At 72.6% G+C, this 15,309-nt stretch carries 14 protein-coding genes; 10 read left to right on the top strand and 4 right to left on the bottom strand.

What is annotated here, in order from left to right; all coding sequences use genetic code 11:
- From Asi02nite_RS38995 to Asi02nite_RS38980, 4 genes are all read right to left on the bottom strand, one after another.
- A partial coding sequence (locus tag Asi02nite_RS38995; protein ID WP_444541786.1) for a 2-oxoglutarate dehydrogenase E1 subunit family protein occupies nt 1–603 on the bottom strand: 603 nt, incomplete at its 3' end.
- Between the two features lie 141 nt (nt 604–744).
- Nucleotides 745–1,575 (bottom strand): ABC transporter permease subunit, encoded by an 831-nt coding sequence (locus Asi02nite_RS38990; RefSeq protein WP_203719083.1) that lies wholly within the window; start codon nt 1,573–1,575, stop codon nt 745–747.
- On the bottom strand, nt 1,572–2,486 hold the full coding sequence (locus tag Asi02nite_RS38985) for an ABC transporter ATP-binding protein (protein ID WP_203719082.1): 915 nt from the start codon (nt 2,484–2,486) through the stop codon (nt 1,572–1,574). The genes Asi02nite_RS38990 and Asi02nite_RS38985 overlap by 4 nt, the downstream gene beginning before the upstream one ends.
- Nucleotides 2,487–2,553: 67 nt before the next feature.
- On the bottom strand, nt 2,554–3,195 hold the full coding sequence (locus Asi02nite_RS38980; protein ID WP_203719084.1) for a hypothetical protein: 642 nt from the start codon (nt 3,193–3,195) through the stop codon (nt 2,554–2,556).
- Between the two features lie 123 nt (nt 3,196–3,318).
- Between Asi02nite_RS38980 and Asi02nite_RS38975 the strand changes: the two genes are divergently transcribed.
- From Asi02nite_RS38975 to Asi02nite_RS38930, 10 genes are all read left to right on the top strand, one after another.
- On the top strand, nt 3,319–4,050 hold the full coding sequence (locus Asi02nite_RS38975) for a GNAT family N-acetyltransferase (protein WP_203719081.1): 732 nt from the start codon (nt 3,319–3,321) through the stop codon (nt 4,048–4,050).
- A complete protein-coding gene (locus Asi02nite_RS38970; protein WP_203719080.1) occupies nt 4,047–4,901 on the top strand; it encodes a lysophospholipid acyltransferase family protein in 855 nt (284 codons plus the stop codon). Before Asi02nite_RS38975 ends, Asi02nite_RS38970 begins: the two co-directional genes overlap by 4 nt.
- Nucleotides 4,902–4,976: 75 nt before the next feature.
- A complete protein-coding gene (locus Asi02nite_RS38965) occupies nt 4,977–5,807 on the top strand; it encodes a DUF4097 family beta strand repeat-containing protein (RefSeq protein WP_203719079.1) in 831 nt (276 codons plus the stop codon).
- Nucleotides 5,804–6,397, top strand: coding sequence for a PadR family transcriptional regulator (locus Asi02nite_RS38960; protein ID WP_203719078.1), 594 nt, complete (start codon nt 5,804–5,806; stop codon nt 6,395–6,397). The genes Asi02nite_RS38965 and Asi02nite_RS38960 overlap by 4 nt, the downstream gene beginning before the upstream one ends.
- 74 nt (nt 6,398–6,471) lie before the next feature.
- Nucleotides 6,472–7,173, top strand: a complete 702-nt coding sequence (locus Asi02nite_RS38955; protein WP_203719077.1) for a response regulator transcription factor — start codon at nt 6,472–6,474, stop codon at nt 7,171–7,173.
- 9 nt (nt 7,174–7,182) lie between these two features.
- A complete protein-coding gene (locus tag Asi02nite_RS38950; protein ID WP_203719076.1) occupies nt 7,183–8,805 on the top strand; it encodes a sensor histidine kinase in 1,623 nt (540 codons plus the stop codon).
- 5 nt (nt 8,806–8,810) lie between these two features.
- Complete coding sequence (locus tag Asi02nite_RS38945) at nt 8,811–10,250, top strand: trypsin-like peptidase domain-containing protein (protein WP_203719075.1); 1,440 nt, start codon at nt 8,811–8,813, stop codon at nt 10,248–10,250.
- Between the two features lie 252 nt (nt 10,251–10,502).
- Nucleotides 10,503–13,898 carry a cyclic nucleotide-binding protein gene (locus Asi02nite_RS38940; protein ID WP_203719074.1) on the top strand — a complete coding sequence of 1,132 codons (3,396 nt, stop codon included), beginning with the start codon at nt 10,503–10,505 and terminating at the stop codon, nt 13,896–13,898.
- A gap of 69 nt (nt 13,899–13,967) precedes the next feature.
- The gene (locus Asi02nite_RS38935; protein WP_239090744.1) at nt 13,968–14,123 is read left to right on the top strand and encodes a hypothetical protein; all 156 of its coding nucleotides are present in this window, start codon (nt 13,968–13,970) and stop codon (nt 14,121–14,123) included.
- Between the two features lie 42 nt (nt 14,124–14,165).
- Nucleotides 14,166–14,999 (top strand): hypothetical protein, encoded by an 834-nt coding sequence (locus Asi02nite_RS38930; protein ID WP_203719073.1) that lies wholly within the window; start codon nt 14,166–14,168, stop codon nt 14,997–14,999.
- Nucleotides 15,000–15,309: the final 310 nt, after the last annotated feature.

Genomic DNA, 15,309 nt, shown 5'->3' with positions numbered 1-15,309 from the left:
GATCAGGTGGGTGAAGCTGACCTTGCCACCGCGGCCGCGGGCCAGGTGGTTGTTGATCACGATGCGGTTGTCGACCAGGAGCTTCGCGGGGACCGCCCGGACGCTGGTGGCGGTCGGCACGGCCAGGGAGGCGTCCATGTTCTGGACGATCTTGGCGGCCACGCCGCGCAGCGTGGTGGTCTCGGCGGCCTTCACGTCCGCGGCGGGCGCGGCCTTCGCCGGGGCGGCTTTGGCGGGCGCGGCGGCGGTCTTGGCGGGGGCGGCCGGACGGGGCTGGGCCGGGGCCTTCGTGGGGGTTTGCACCTTGCCGTCACTCTTCGCGGTTGACGTGGCCGGCTTGGCGGGGGTCGCCCGCGGCTCCGGCGAGGAAGCGGCACCGGGGGCATCCGTGCCGGCGCGGGCGGCGCTCTGCTGGGCCGTCGCCGCGGCGGCCTGCGTGGGCGAGGCGCCGTCGCTCTCTGGCCGGTAGTCGGCGAAGAAGTCGTGCCACGCCGGGTCTACGCTCGTCGGATCCGCGAGATAGCGCTGGTACATCTCGTCGACAATCCACTCATTGGGGCCGAAACCCGCCAGTGGGTTATCGGATGTCTGCTGGCTCGACACGGCCGGTAATCGCCTCTTCCGCGCGCTGTGTGTATGTGTGAGAAGACATTTCCAAGGCTACGCCGCGCGACATGGACGGCCGTCGGCGACGTCCGTCCGTGTCACGTCTCACAGGTTAAAACGCCCGAGACCGTTAGGCAGTCAGGAGATGTCGCGCTTCCGCGTGATGAGGGTGCCGATCGTGCCGGTGACGACCGCCCAGACGATCAGGACGACCGCGCCGACCCAGTAGTCGGGTTGGTTGGGCAGGTTGCGGCCCGCGACCATCAGGCTCGACGCGACCGAGGGCAGACCGTATTGGATCTTCTCGATCCAGTCCTGGTCGAGCCAGCCCGCCAGCAGGGTGAACAGCACCCCGATCAGGGCGGTGCCGAGCAGGTAGGCCAGCACCGCGGTGACCGTCGCCGCGACCTGGCTGCGGATCAGCACGCCGATGCCCACGCCGAAGATGCCCCACAGCACGTAGGCCAGGCCGTTGAGCAGGATCGCCCGCAGCACGTCGGCGTCGCCGAGGTGGGTCGGTAGGTTCTCGGCCTGGAGGAAGATCATCGTCGCCGGGATGTTGAGCCCGGTGGTGACCACCCAGAACAGCAGGCCGGCGAAGCCCGCGACGATCAGCTTGGCGCTGATCACGGCAGTGCGGTGCGGGGTCGTGAGGAACGTCGAGGTCACCGTCTGGTGGTAGAACTCGCTGGTCACCATCACGATGCCGAGCAGCACGACGAACAGCAGGCCGAAGAGCTGGCCCGAGGTGTAGAGGTTGGCGGCCTGGTAGATCTGGTCGCCGACGACGGCCAGGTTGGCCGCGTCCTCGGCGGAGGCGCCCTCGGGCGTGGAGGCACCCATCGTGAAGTGCGCGACCGTGGCGTTGAGCGCGAACGTGGCCATCCAGGTGACGAACGCGCCGAGCGCGAACAGCCACCAGGTGTTGGTCGTCAGCAGCTTGACGACCTCGGCCTTGACCAGCCTCATCGGATGCCCGCCTTTCCGGCCGTGAGCTCCAGGAACACGCCCTCGAGGTCGGGCCGCTCGGGCGTGAGCTCGTGCAGCTCGACGCCGCCGGCCAGCGCCGCCTTGCCGATCGCGGGCGCCTCGACGCCCGTCACGAGCAGCGTGCCGTCGGGCCGCGCGGTCACGCCGGCGCCCGGGAGGCCGCTGAGCGCGGCGGTCAGCGCGTCGACCTGCGGCGTGCGGACCCGCACGTGCGCGGTGGTGGTCATCGAGGCGAGGACCTCGCCGACCGGACCCTGCCGGATCAGCTTGCCAGCCGCGATGATCACGACGTCGTCGGCGAGCAGCTCCATCTCGGACAGCAGGTGGCTCGAGACCAGCACGGTGCGGCCCTGCTGGGCCAGGCTCTGCAGGAACCCGCGCATCCAGCGGATGCCCTCGGGGTCGAGGCCGTTGGCCGGCTCGTCGAGCATCAGCACCCGCGGGTCGCCGAGCATGGCGGCGGCGATGCCGAGCCGCTGGCGCATGCCGAGGGAGTAGCCCTTGAACTTGCGCTTGGCCGCCGGCGTCAGGCCGACCAGCTCGAGCACGTCGTCGGCGCGGTGGGTGGGCAGGCCGGCGGCGGCGCAGAGCACCCGGAGGTGGTTGCGGCCGGTGCGGCCCCGGTGGGCGCTGGAGGCTTCGAGGACGGCGCCGACCGTACGCATCGGGTCGGCGAGGTCGGCGTAGCGCCGGCCGCCGATGGTCGCGGTGCCCGCCGTCGGAGTGACGAGGTTGAGCAACATCCGCAGCGTGGTCGTCTTGCCCGCGCCGTTGGGCCCCAGGAAACCCGTGACCCGACCCGGCTGGACGGTGAACGAGAGACCGTCGACCGCCAGCAGGTTCTTGTATCGCTTGGTGAGACCGGAGACCACGATCTGGCCGTCGGACATCTCTGTTCCTCCCCCCGGGATGGCGTCGCCGCACACCATACCGGCGGGTTGTGACGTTTCGCTGTCCTTAAACCGCGACCCACGTGGCCCGGGCGTGTGCCAACAACCGGCCCGATGGCGTGTAGAGCGCACTGTGCACGGCCGCCTTGCGGCCCTCGGTGGAGGCGAGCCGACCGACCACGACGGACTCGCTGCCCGGTGCCGGTAGCTCGGTGACCATCGCGGCCATCCGGCCCAGCACGTAAGCCCGGCCCGGGGAGAGCACGGACCAGCCGCCCGGGCAGTCCAGGGCCGCCCAGACCGTCTCCGTGGTCACCTCGGCCGGCGCCCGGAACGGCGCCGCGACCACGTCGTCGACCGGCCCGGGAAACACCCGCAACCCGTCGGGACGCTCCGGCCCGCAGACGTAGCAGGTGGGGAACGGGTGGTCGGCGAAACCGGCGTACCGGGTCGACGCCTCGGCCGCCGCGTCCAGCGTCACCCGCGGTGCCAGCGCATCGAAGGGCGCCACCGCGCGCACCGCCGCGATCACCTGGCCGTCGGGATCGACCACCCCGCCCTCACCGGCGGCCAGCGGCACGTCGAGCGGCGGCGGCTTGACGAGAGTGACCTCGGGGATCCCGCCGCCGACCAGCGCGGCGAACGTACCCGCCGAATATCCACCGTTGCCGGTGCCCGGCGGACCGTTGAACCGGCTCGCGATGATCATCGAACGGCTGTCCACCTGCACACCTTCCCACAAAGTGCGCCGAGGTCCGGCGTTCACGCAATCGACATCCGCGCACCTGTTCGCCGACACGCGGGTAATAGCCGGCACACTTACACAGAACGCATGGACCTCCTGACCAGGACCGGCGGCTACACCCTGCTGATCGCGGACGACGCGAAGCAGGTGGCCGCCGCTCAACGGCTGCGCTACCAGGTGTTCGCCGAGGAGCTTGGCGCCACGCTGCACACCACGGTCCCGGGGCACGACGTCGACGAGTTCGACGACGCCTGTGACCACCTGATCGTCCGCGACGACAAGTCGGGCGCGATCGTCGGCACCTACCGGATGCTGTTGCCCGGGCGCGCGACCCGCCGCTACGGCGACACCGAGTTCGACCTGTCCGCGCTCGACCCCCTGCGCGACGCCCTGGTCGAGACCGGTCGGTCGTGCGTGGCGCCGGAGCACCGGTCGGGTGCGGTGATCAACCTGATGTGGGCCGGCATCGCCCGCTACCTGCACCTGCACAACAAGCGGTGGCTGGGCGGCTGCGCGTCGATCCCGCTGGACGACGGCGGCGACATGGCCGCCGCGGTCTGGGAGCGGGTGCGCACCAAGCACATCTCGCCGCCGCGGATGCGGGTCACCCCGCGCAACCCGTGGCAGATCCAGCCGGCCAAGGCGGCGTCAAGCAACGCGATGCCGCCGCTGCTGCGCGGTTACCTGCGGCTGGGCGCGTGGGTCTGCGGCGAGCCGGCGTACGACCCGGACTTCGACTGCGCGGACCTCTACATCCTGCTCTCGACGGACCGGATCGACCCGCGCTACCGGCGGCACTTCCTGGGGGTCCAGGAATGAGCCTCTGGCGGCCGCAGAACGACTGCGGCAACGACTGCCTGCTGACCGGCGAGGAACCGCGGGTGGCGCCGAAGGCGCTGCAAGCGCTGCGGTTCGTCCGGCTGCTGGGTGCGGTCTTCGTCGGCGCGCTCCTGGTGCCGATCCTGCCGCTGCTCACCCGCAAGGGCCTGGACCGGGCCGGCCGCTTCTGGGGCCGGCTCACGCTGGCCGCGCTCGGCATGAAGCTGCGTTTGCGGGGCCGCCCGCCGCGCGGCAAGGCGCTCGTGGTGGCCAACCACGTCTCCTGGCTGGACATCGTCACGCTGCTCGCGGTCGCCCCGGGCCGCATGCTGGCCAAGGTCGAGGTCAAGCGCTGGCCGCTGTTCGGCGCGCTGGCCGCGTCCGGCGGCACGATCTTCATCGACCGGGCCAGGCCGAGGACGCTGCCCGACACCGTTGCCGACGTGGCCGCCACGCTGCGCGCCGGTGGCGTGGTCACGGTCTTCCCGGAGGGCACCACCGGGTGCGGCGCGTCGGTCGGCACGTTCCGCCCGGCGATGTTCCAGGCCGCGATCGACGCGGGCGCCACGGTCGTTCCGGTGACCCTGCGGTACGGCGGCCCGGCGGCCTCGTTCATCGGCGACGAGACCCTGTGGGCCTCCGTGCGCCGGGTGCTGGCCCTGCCGAAGCCGGTCGCGTCGGTCGCCGTCGCGCCGGCCCTCCACCCCGAGCCGCAGGCGTCCCGCCGGGCGCTGGCCCGGGTGGCCCAGGCCGCCGTCGGCACCCCGGTGTTCGTCCCGGTCCCGGCGGTCGACCTCGACATCGACCTCGACGAGACCGTCGTCCCCGTCCCGTTGGCGCTGGCCGCCTAGTCGCACCGCCCCCGAGCGCCGCTGGCATGACGCGATACATCGCGATATGCTCAAGCGGCACTTGGGAGGTGTCGCGTGTCCAACCGCTGGATCGTCGAGGAGCCGCGGCAGATCGCGGTCGACGCGCAGATCGACCGGGTCGACGTCAACCTGGTCTCCGGCCGGATCAACCTCGTCGGCGATGACGGCCCGGCGCGGGTCGACGTCACCCGGGCCGGCCGCGCGCCGGTGATCGTCGAGGTGGTCGACCGTACCCTCGTGGTCCGGCACAACCGGTTGCCCCGTTTTCCGGCGGTGTTGTGGTGGCTCGGGCAGCTCCGCCGCCGGTTCCGGGTCGAGGTCTCGATCGGCGTGCCCCGCACGACCGCGGCCTACCTGCGGCTCGTCGACGGCAACGTGGTGGCCGCGGGCCTGCGCGAGGACACCGAGGTCGATCTGACCTCCGGCCAGGTGACGCTGATGGGCCTGGGCGGCCGCACCCGGGCCAAGGTCGTCTCCGGCCCGGTCGAGGCGCTCGGTGTCGACGGCGACCTCAGCCTCAAGACCGTCAGCGGCGAGTTGGTCCTCGCGGACAGCGCGGCCGACCGGGTCGAGATGACGACGGTGTCCGGCGCGGTCACGTGTGATCTCGACAACCCGCACCACCGCGAGCTCCGCCTGCGCACCACGTCCGGCAGCGTCACCGTGCGGGTCCGCCAGGACGCCGACCTCACGGTCGACCTGCACACCCAGTCAGGCCAGATCACCAGCGCGTTCCCCCAGGTGTCGCGGCAGCGGCACGGCGCGCGGCAGGACAGTCGCGGCGTGCTCGGGCGCGGAACCGGCAAACTCTGGGCGACGACCGTTTCCGGCAGCATCGCGTTGCTGGCCCGTCCGGTCGACGACGAAGGGGAGACGCCGGAATGACGGCCGTGTTCAGCCACGGGCGGTTGCGCCTTTATCTGCTCAAGCTGCTCGACGGCGGCCCGAAGCACGGCTACGAGCTGATCCGGCTGCTCGCCGACCGGTTCCACGGCACCTACGCGCCCAGCGCCGGCACGATCTATCCGCGGCTCGCCCGGATGGAGAGCGAGGGCCTGGTCACCCACACGGCCGCCGGTGGCCGGAAGACCTACTCGATCTCCGAGACCGGCCGGGCCGAGCTGCGCGCCCGGGCCGGTGAGCTGGCCGAGCTCGAGCGCGACATCAACAAGTCGGTCAGCGAGCTGGCGGCCGAGATCCAGGCGGAGGTACGGGGTTCGGCCCGCGACCTGAAGCGTGAGCTGCGCGAGGCCACGAAGCAGACCCGGCGCGGCACGTCCTGGGTGTTCGACGTCCAGCTCGGCGGCCACGGTGCCGAGCCGGGCGTCCGGGACGAGTTCGACCAGCGGCTCGTGGCGTTCACCGACGAGGTGCGGGCGATCGTCCGCCGTGGGCGGTTCAGCGACGACCAGCTCCGCACGGCCTCCCGGCTGCTCGACGGCGTGCTCGAAGGCCTCCGGCGGCTCCAGCGGTGAGGCCTGGGTCACGCACAGCGGACTTTCAGCTTTAATCCAGCACCGCCACAGCGGGCGGGGCAATGATGGGTGTCATGGCCGCACCACAGACCGAGGCACGCCTGCTTGTCGTCGAGGACGACCCCAACATCCTCGAGCTGCTCTCCGCCAGCCTCAAGTTCGCGGGTTTCGAGGTGAGCACCGCGACGAGCGGCAGCTCCGCCGTCAGCGCGGCCAAGGACCGCCGGCCCGACCTGGTCGTGCTCGACGTGATGCTGCCCGACCTCGACGGCTTCGAGGTGATAAGGCTGATGCGCGAGGGGGGCACCCGTACGCCTGTGGTGTTCCTGACCGCCCGCGACGCCACCGACGACAAGATCCGCGGCCTCACCCTCGGCGGCGACGACTACGTCACCAAGCCGTTCAGCCTCGAGGAGCTGACCGCCCGCATCCGGGCCGTGCTGCGCCGCACCACCGCCGGCGACCAGAGCGCCTCCCGGCTCACCTTCGCCGACCTCGAGCTCGACGAGGAGACCCACGAGGTCTACCGCGCCGGCCAGCGGGTCCAGCTTTCCCCCACCGAGTTCAAGCTGCTGCGCTACCTGATGCTCAACGCCAACCGGGTGCTGTCCAAGGCGCAGATCCTCGACCACGTGTGGAACTACGACTTCCGCGGCGACGACAACATCGTGGAGAGCTACATCTCCTATCTCCGCCGCAAGATCGACAACGGTCAGCCACGGCTGATCCACACCCTGCGCGGCGTCGGATACGTCCTGCGCAAGCCGGCGGCCTAGGGGCCGCCCGTGTTGGCCCCCCTGCGGCGTACCCCGCTGCGCGTCAAGCTCGTCGCCGCCGTGCTGGCGCTGGTGACGGCCGCCCTGCTGGTGATCGGGGCGGCCAGCACCTTCTTCCTGCGCAACTACCTGCTCGACCAGGTCGACGGCAACCTGCGCAGCCTCAACAACAACGTGCAGGCGCTGATCCGCGACAACATCCAGTTCGCGGTCGGCGACAACGCGTTCGCGGTCGCGTCGACCCCCGCGCAGCCGACGCTGACCGACCTGAGCAGCCGGCCGAGCCAGCTCTTCACGCCCGACGGGCCCGACCTGCCGCAGAACTACACCGGCCTCCAGCAGGCGATGCGGCAGCACCAGAGCGACCCGTTCACGGTGCAGGCGATCGGCAGCCAGGCGCGCTGGCGGGTGCTGATGCAGCAGCCGCAGGACAGCTCCGCGATCGTCGTGGTGGGCTTCAACCTGGCCGACGTCGACCACACCGTCAAACAGCTGCTCTGGATCGACGGGCTGGCCGGCGGCACGGTGCTGATCGTGCTGGCCACGCTGGGCGCCGCCATAGTCCGCAGCAACCTCAAACCGTTGCGGCAGATCGAACGCACCACGGTCGCCATCGCGGCCGGTGACCTCAGCCAACGCGTACCCGATCCGGAGCCCGGCGCCGACGAACCCAAGACCGAGCTGGGCCGGTTGTCGCGCGCGCTGAACACGATGCTCACCCAGATCGAGACCGCGTTCGCCGCCCGGGCCGAGTCGGAGGCGGCCGCCCGCGACGCGGCGTTCTCCGCCCAGGCGTCCGAGGCGCGGGCGTTGCGCTCCGAGGAGCGGATGCGGCAGTTCGTCGCGGACGCGTCCCATGAGCTGCGTACGCCGTTGACGACGATCCGTGGCTTCGCCGAGCTGTACCGGCAGGGCGCGGCGGGGTCGCCCGACGACACCGCACGGCTGGTCCGTCGCATCGAGGACGAGGCGGCCAGGATGGGCCTTCTCGTGGAAGACCTGTTGCTGCTCGCCCGCCTCGACCGGGAACGACCGTTGTCGCTCTCGCCGGTCGAGCTGCGCGTGCTGGCCAGCGAGGCGGTGCAGGCGGCCCAGGCGATGGCGCCCGAGCGCGACATCTCGATCGAGGTCGCGCCGCGGGCCGGGCTGCTGGTGGTGCGGGCCGACGACGCCCGGCTCCGCCAGGTGCTGGGCAACCTGCTGACCAACGCGATCATCCACACGCCGCGGGACGCCCGGATCACCGTCCGGCTCCGCTCCGACGGCAGCTCCGCGATCGTCGAGGTGGTCGACACCGGCCAGGGCCTCCCGCCGGAGCAGGCCGAACGCGTCTTCGAGCGGTTCTACCGGGCCGACGCCGCCCGGCGGCGCGACCGCGAGGCCAACAGCACCGGCCTCGGGCTCGCCATCGTCGCGGCGCTGGTCCGCGCGCACGGCGGCACGGTCGAGGTCGACAGCGTGCCGGGCAAGGGTTCGACGTTCCGGGTCCGGCTGCCGCTGCTGGCCGGCGGCGACGACCACGACGAGCCGGACGGTCCCGACGAGGACGGCGACGGCGCGGGTTCGAACGGGCACTCTCAGACAACGCTCAGCCCGGCACCAGGCGGGACGCAGAGCGGTGGGGAAAGGTAAACGGCATGACCGAGCACGAAAACGACCCCCGGCACGAGGCTGATCGGGGCATAGGGTCGGATGCCGAGCGTCCCGCGGGCGCCGACCAGCCGACGGCCCAGCAGCCCAGCGTCCCCACCCACCCCCAGCCGGTCAGCGGCACCCCGGTGTCGGCTCAGCCCAGCAGCCCGTGGCAGCCTGCTCACCCGCAGTCGAGCTACCCGCACTACAGCTATCCGGCTCCGACCGCCGGTTACGGCCAGGGCGGCTACCCCGCGGCGCCCGGCCAGACGCAGCAGCCCTGGGCCGGCGGCGCTCCCCATGGGCCCGGCGGCCTTCCGCCGTCGCAGCCGCCCTGGCAGCAGCACGTGCCCGGCCCCCGCGGCCCGAACCGGGCCGGCCGGTGGGTCGCCGGGGTCGTGGTCGCGCTGGTCCTGCTGCTCGGTGCCGGTCTGCTCGGCGGCGTGATCGGCGCCGCGCTGCAGAGCAACGACAACGACAACGCCCGGTCCCGGGCGGCCGCCGCGCCGGTGATCAACCGGTCGTCGCTCGCCGAGATCGCGCAGAAGGTGGAGCCGAGCATCGTCTCCGTCTCCACCGGCACCGGCGAGGGCTCCGGCGTGGTGCTCACCGCCGACGGCTACGTGCTGACCAACAACCACGTCGTGGCCAGCGCCGGCAGCGACACCGTCAAGGTCGTCTTCGACGACGGCAAGTCGGCCAACGCGACCATCGTCGGCACCGACCCCAAGAGCGACCTCGCGGTCGTCAAGGCCACCGGCGTCTCGGGGCTGAGCGCGGCGAAGTTCGGTGACAGCGCGGCCGTGCAGGTCGGCGACACCGTGCTCGCCCTGGGCAGCCCGCTGGGCCTGCAGGGCTCGGTGACGGCCGGCATCATCAGCGCCAAGGACCGCACGATCCGCACCCAGTCCGAGCAGCAGCAGCCGGAGAACCCGTTCGGCGGCGGCAGCAACCAGCAGCCGACCGCGACCTCGCTGTCCGGCCTGCTGCAGACCGACGCGCCCATCAACCCCGGCAACTCGGGTGGCGCGCTGGTCAACACCAACGGTGAGGTGATCGGCATCAACACCGCGATCGCCACCTCGGGCCAGGGCAACGGCAGCATCGGCGTCGGTTTCGCGATCCCCAGCCTCAAGGCCGAGCAGGTCGCCAACGCGCTGCGCAACGGTGAGAAGGTCTCGCACGCCGCGCTCGGCGTGCAGGTCTCCGACCAGGAGAACGGCAACGGCGCGATCATCTCGGCCGTCACCCCGAACAGCGCGGCCGCCAAGGCCGGCCTCCAGCAGGGCGACGTGGTGACCAGCTTCGGCGGACAGAAGATCAACACCTCCGACGAGCTGGTGGCCGCGGTGCAGTCGCGCAAGGTCGGTGACCAGGTGCAGCTGAACTTCACCCGGAACGGTTCGTCGAACACCGCAACCGTGACGCTCACCGAAGCGTCTTAACTCCTAGATACGCGCACACCAGGGATCGAGATCCGCGCGACCCGCGGCAACGGTCCTCCTCCCAAATGGTGGCGGGTGACACGGCCCTCGGGGGTTGGTCGTGGCACCCGCCACCGCCCATTTCTGCCGCTGTGTGACGGCCGATCAACGCTTCGTACGCGCCGCTGTCGGGTAGCGGACGCGGTGTCGAACTGGATCGATGGACGCGCCTACTCTGCCTTCCCGGTGGATTAGCGGAGGGTGGCGGGCACCGTGACGGTCGTCGAGACCCGGGTGAGTGTGTGGGAGGCGCTGGCCGGGCGGGCGCCCGGGCAGCCGGTCGGCCCGCACGACCCCGGCATGTGGGCGGCCGTCGTCGAGCGGCTGAACCCGGCGCGGGCACGGCCGGTGCTGCGGCCCGGCATCGAGCAGGTCGAGCTCGTCTCGGTGCGCGGTGTGCCGTACGTGATGCTCCGCTCGCCCGACGACCGTGGTGGGGCCTGCTACCTGCGGCTCACGCCCGAGGAGTGGCAGCTCGCCACGTTGATGGACGGCACGCGTACGGTCGCCCGGCTCGTCGCGGAGTTCGCCCGGATCGGTGGCCGGCTCGCTCCCGACCAGGTCACCCGGGTCGTCGCCGACCTCGCGGCCAACCGGATGCTCGCCGAGCTGCCGGTCGACGCGTTCCGCCCGCTGGCCCGGGTGCACCGCCGGCCGTGGCCGCTGCGGCTCGGCCGGACCCTGCTGGCGTTCGCGCAGGGCCGGCGCACCGTCGTCGCCGACATCGACCCGCTGGTCGGCTTCCTCTACCGGGCCGGCGGGCGGCTGCTGTTCCACAAGGTCGTCGTCGCGCTGCTCGGCGTCGTCGCCGTGGCCGGCCTGGCCGCGTTCGCCTGGACCTGGTGGCACGGCGAGGAGTCGGTCTTCCTGACGGGCGGCTCGTACGCGGTCGGCGCCGCCGTGCTGCTCGGGCTCAACGTGCTCGCCCTGGCCTGCCACGAGCTGGGGCACGCGCTGGCCACCAAGCACGCCGGCCGGCGGGTGCCGGCCGCGGGCTTCCTCGTCTACTTCGGCATCCCGTCGGTCTTCGTCGACACCACCGACGTGTGGATGGCGGGCCGGCGCGCCCGGATGACAACCACCGCGGCGGGTCCCGCCGCCGGCCTCGTGCTGGCCGGCCTCGCCGGGCTCGTCGGGGTGCTCGTGCCCGAGGCCGCGCCGTGGACGTTCAAGCTCGCCTTCGCGTGGTACCTCAACGCGCTGTTCAACCTCAACCCGTTCCTCGCGCTCGACGGCTACTACCTGCTGATGGACTGGCTGGAGATCCCGAACCTGCGGGCGCGGGGCCTCACGTACGTGGTCAGCCGGCTGCGCCGCCGGCCGCCGCGCTGGTCCGAGCTGGACCGTGAGGGCCGGCTGGTCGCGCTCTACGGCACCGTTGCCGTGCTCTGGGTCGCGATCGCGGTCAACCTCGGCTGGCGCATCTGGACCGACCGGGTCGCCGGCCTGACCATCGGCCTGTGGCGGTCGGGCTGGCCGGCGCGGATCCTGCTGGTCGCCGTCATCTGCGGCCTGGCCGCGCCGCTGGTCTACCTCGCCTTCGGTTGGGCCGCCGGGCGGGTCCGCGCGGTGCGCCGCCGGCTGGAACTGCGCCGCCGTGATCTCGACGGGCCACGCCGGCTCGACGCGCTGCGCTCCTCCGCCCTCGGCCGGCTCCCGGGCGGCGCGCTGGCCGACCTGGCGAGCGTCGCGGCCTGGGTCCGTCCCCGTACCGGCCAGCAGTTGGTCGTCGCCGGTGCCGCCCAACGCGCCGTCTACGTCGTGGTCGACGGCGCCGTCGAGGGCCGCCGCCCCGACGACCCGTCCGGCCTGGTGCGCCAGCGCCTCGGCGCCGGCGGCGTGGTCGGGCTCGCGAGCGCGCTGAGCGGGGCGCCGGCCGCGCTGTCGTGGCACACCGCGGGCACCACGCTGCTGTCCGTGCCGCCGTCGGCGGTGTCCCGTGCCATCGGCCCGGTGCCCGGGCCACCGCCGGCCGAGTGGGACCAGGCCGACCGGCTGTTCGCCGAGGCGCCCGCCCTGCAGTCGCTGAGCGCCGAGGACCGGATGGGGCTGGTCTCCGCGGCCCGGCCCCAGATGCTGGCGCCCGGCGACCCGGTCACCCTCCTGGGCGCCACCGACGCCGTGGTCGTGGAGTCGGGGTCGGTCGTGCTGCCGGACGGCACCGAGTTGCGGCGCGGCACGCTGATCGGGCCGATCGGGGAGGGTCCCGGCGGCACCGTGGCGACCGCGCGTACGCCCACCCGTTTGTGGACCGTGCCCGCCCTGCCCGGCGTGCCGCTGCTGCTCGGCGCCGACCCCGCGGTCGTCGCCTCGGCGGCCGGCGCCGCGCCGCTGGTCGGCGTGCACCCGACGACCGGGTATCCGCCGCTGGCCGCCCCGCCCGGCCCGCCGCCGGTGATCGACGAGACCGTGGACGGGCGGTTCGAGCGGCGGTTGTGGTGGCTGACAGCGCTGCTCCTGCTGCTCGCGCTGCTGCTGACCGCGACCAACTTCCTGCCCGGGCCGGCGTGGGCCGAGATGCCCGCCGACCGGGTGCTGCTCTCGACCACCCGCGGCACCGCGGACGTGTCCGTGAACGGCCGCCCGGTGAAGCTGGCCGAGGGCGGGGAGATCTACGTGGCCGAGGGCGACCGGGTGCACGTGCGCGACCGCTCGACGGCGAGCCTGACCTTCCGCGGCGGCTCGGTGACCGTCCTGTGCGCCGGTAGTGGGGTCACGCTGGGTCCGCTGTGGAGCTCTGGATCTCGGCGCACCGAGCCGCACGGGTCGCTGACGCTGGCCGACGGCCGGGTGCTGGTCGACACGGCGAGCACGAGCGGCACGTTCCTGCCGCTGGATCTGTCGTTGGACGCCACGGGTACGCGCCTGCGCAACGACGGCGAGGCCTGGTACCGCGTCAGCGCCGGCGGCGGCAGCGTCGTCTCGACCGGCCAGGTGCTGGTCGACGGCGACGCGCAGCCGGCGACCGCCGCACCGCTCGACTGCGGTGACGGTCGCGAGGTGCCGCGTCCGGCCGGTCCCACCGCGGAGCCGACGCCGAGCGACGAGCCGACGCCGACCGAGCTTCCGTCGCCGACGGTGACGCCGAGCGCGACCCCGACGCCGCCGGCGGACCCGGACGACGACGATGACGACGACAACGGCGGCAACCCGCCGGCGGGCGGCAACCCACCGGGCGGCAACCCACCGCCGGGCGGTCAGCCCAACCCGACCCCGACCCGGACGCCGTCACCGACGCCGTCGGAGACCGAAGAGCCGCCGCCGAACGATCCTCCGGTGATCGTCCGCGTGAGCGCGGATCCCAACCCGATGGGCGGGCCGTGCGGCGGCAGCGCCTCCACGACCGTCACTGTCGCCGTGGACGACGAGGATGCCCAGTCCGGTAGCGGCTCGTGGTCGATCTCCCAACTCGAGCAGGGCGGCGACTTCTCGCTCAGCGGCAAGGGCAACACCTTCAGCGGTGAGGTCGTGGTGCCGTACACGAGGGAGTCCGCGACGGGCCGCTTCGCGGTCACCATCCGGGTCGTCGTGGTCGATGGTGCCCAGCAGCAGTCAGAACCGGTGACGATCACGGTTCCCTTGGATCAATGCACCCAGATCATCGGTTGAGGAGAGCACGTGCTCTGTTGGTTCTGTCCTAAGTCGGCGCGGGGTTCGTGTCGGTTCTGCGGGCGCGGGGTGTGCGAGGACCACGCCCGGTTCGGCCCGTTCCTGCTGGAGGTGCACCGCTCGGAGACCCGCGGCCGCGCCGAGGGCCTGGTGGTCGAGGACGCCGTACAGTGCGGCACCTGTCGCCCGCGCCCCCAGCCGGTGCCGATGCCGGAGCTCGACTGACGGGGCTACGGTAGGAGCGCGTCGATGGGAGGGGCCGGGGCGATGAGTGACTTCGACGAGGTGCTGGAACGACTGGTCGTGGACCCGGCGTTCGCCAGCGCCCTCGCGCACGACCCAGGCTTGGCCCTGGCCAGCTACTCGTTGAGCGACGACGAGATCGCGCTCCTGCACACCCAGGTCGGCGGCGACGCGTTCACGGAGCATGCGGTGGAGACGCGGGCCAACCAGTCGAGCACGTTCGGTCTGCTGGGTTCGCTGGGCGGCCTGCTGGCCGACGGCGGTTACGCGGGCACGGGCCCCTCGGGGGTGGGGCACGCGGCGGCCACGGGCATGCACGCCGTGTCCGGGGGCCAGGCGGGGTTCGGCCCGGGTGGGCACGACGGTTCGAGCTTCGGCCCGTACGCACAGGCCGAAGGCACCCACGGCGGCATGGGCGGCCTGTCGGGTTTCGGCGACGAGATCGGCGCGGGCCTGCGGGACACGCCACCGGCCGGTGTGGACGGCCTGGGCCACGCGCCTATGACCGCGGAGGGCACGTCGGGCCTGGGCCCGGCACCGACCGCGGACGGCGCCCTGGGCCTGGGGCCGAAGGAGCCGATCGCCACGGCCCCGCCGGACGGCTACCGCACGCGAGTCGACGTCGACGGCGACGGCGATTGGGACAAACACGTGCTCCTGGGCCGCGCCGACGGCGGCGTAGACATCCTGGTCGACAAGGACCGCGACGGCCGCATCGACTTCATAGGCCACGACACGGACGCGGACGGCCTGGTCAACTCGGCGGACTACGACAAGAACAACGACGGCTTCTTCGAAAAAACCATGCACGACGACAACGGCGACGGCTGGATGGACCGCACGGTCCCACACCACTGACCGCTCCGCGGCCAACGGAACCGCAACCCAACACCCGCGGTCATCGTCCGAATCCCTGGCCAGGACGTTTCCGACCGCGGTCGTCGGCCGCCGAATACGTGCGGCTGCCGGCCGGGTCCGCGACGAACAGTGAAGCTTGGCCGGATGGCCTTCCAGCATTCTCGCGCGCTCTACACGACGCGGTAAGTCGCCGCAGGGCCGAGCGCCTTGCGCTCATCCTCCGACGCCCGACGCCCGACGCCCGACGCCCGACGCCCGACGCCCGACGCCCGACGCCCGACGCCCGACGCCCGACGCCCGACGCCCGACG

The organism is Asanoa siamensis (genome assembly GCF_016862555.1).
Classification (GTDB): Bacteria; Actinomycetota; Actinomycetes; order Mycobacteriales; family Micromonosporaceae; genus Asanoa; species Asanoa siamensis.
Note: the sequence above shows the minus strand (reverse complement) of the source record. Positions and strands in the feature narration are given on the sequence as shown.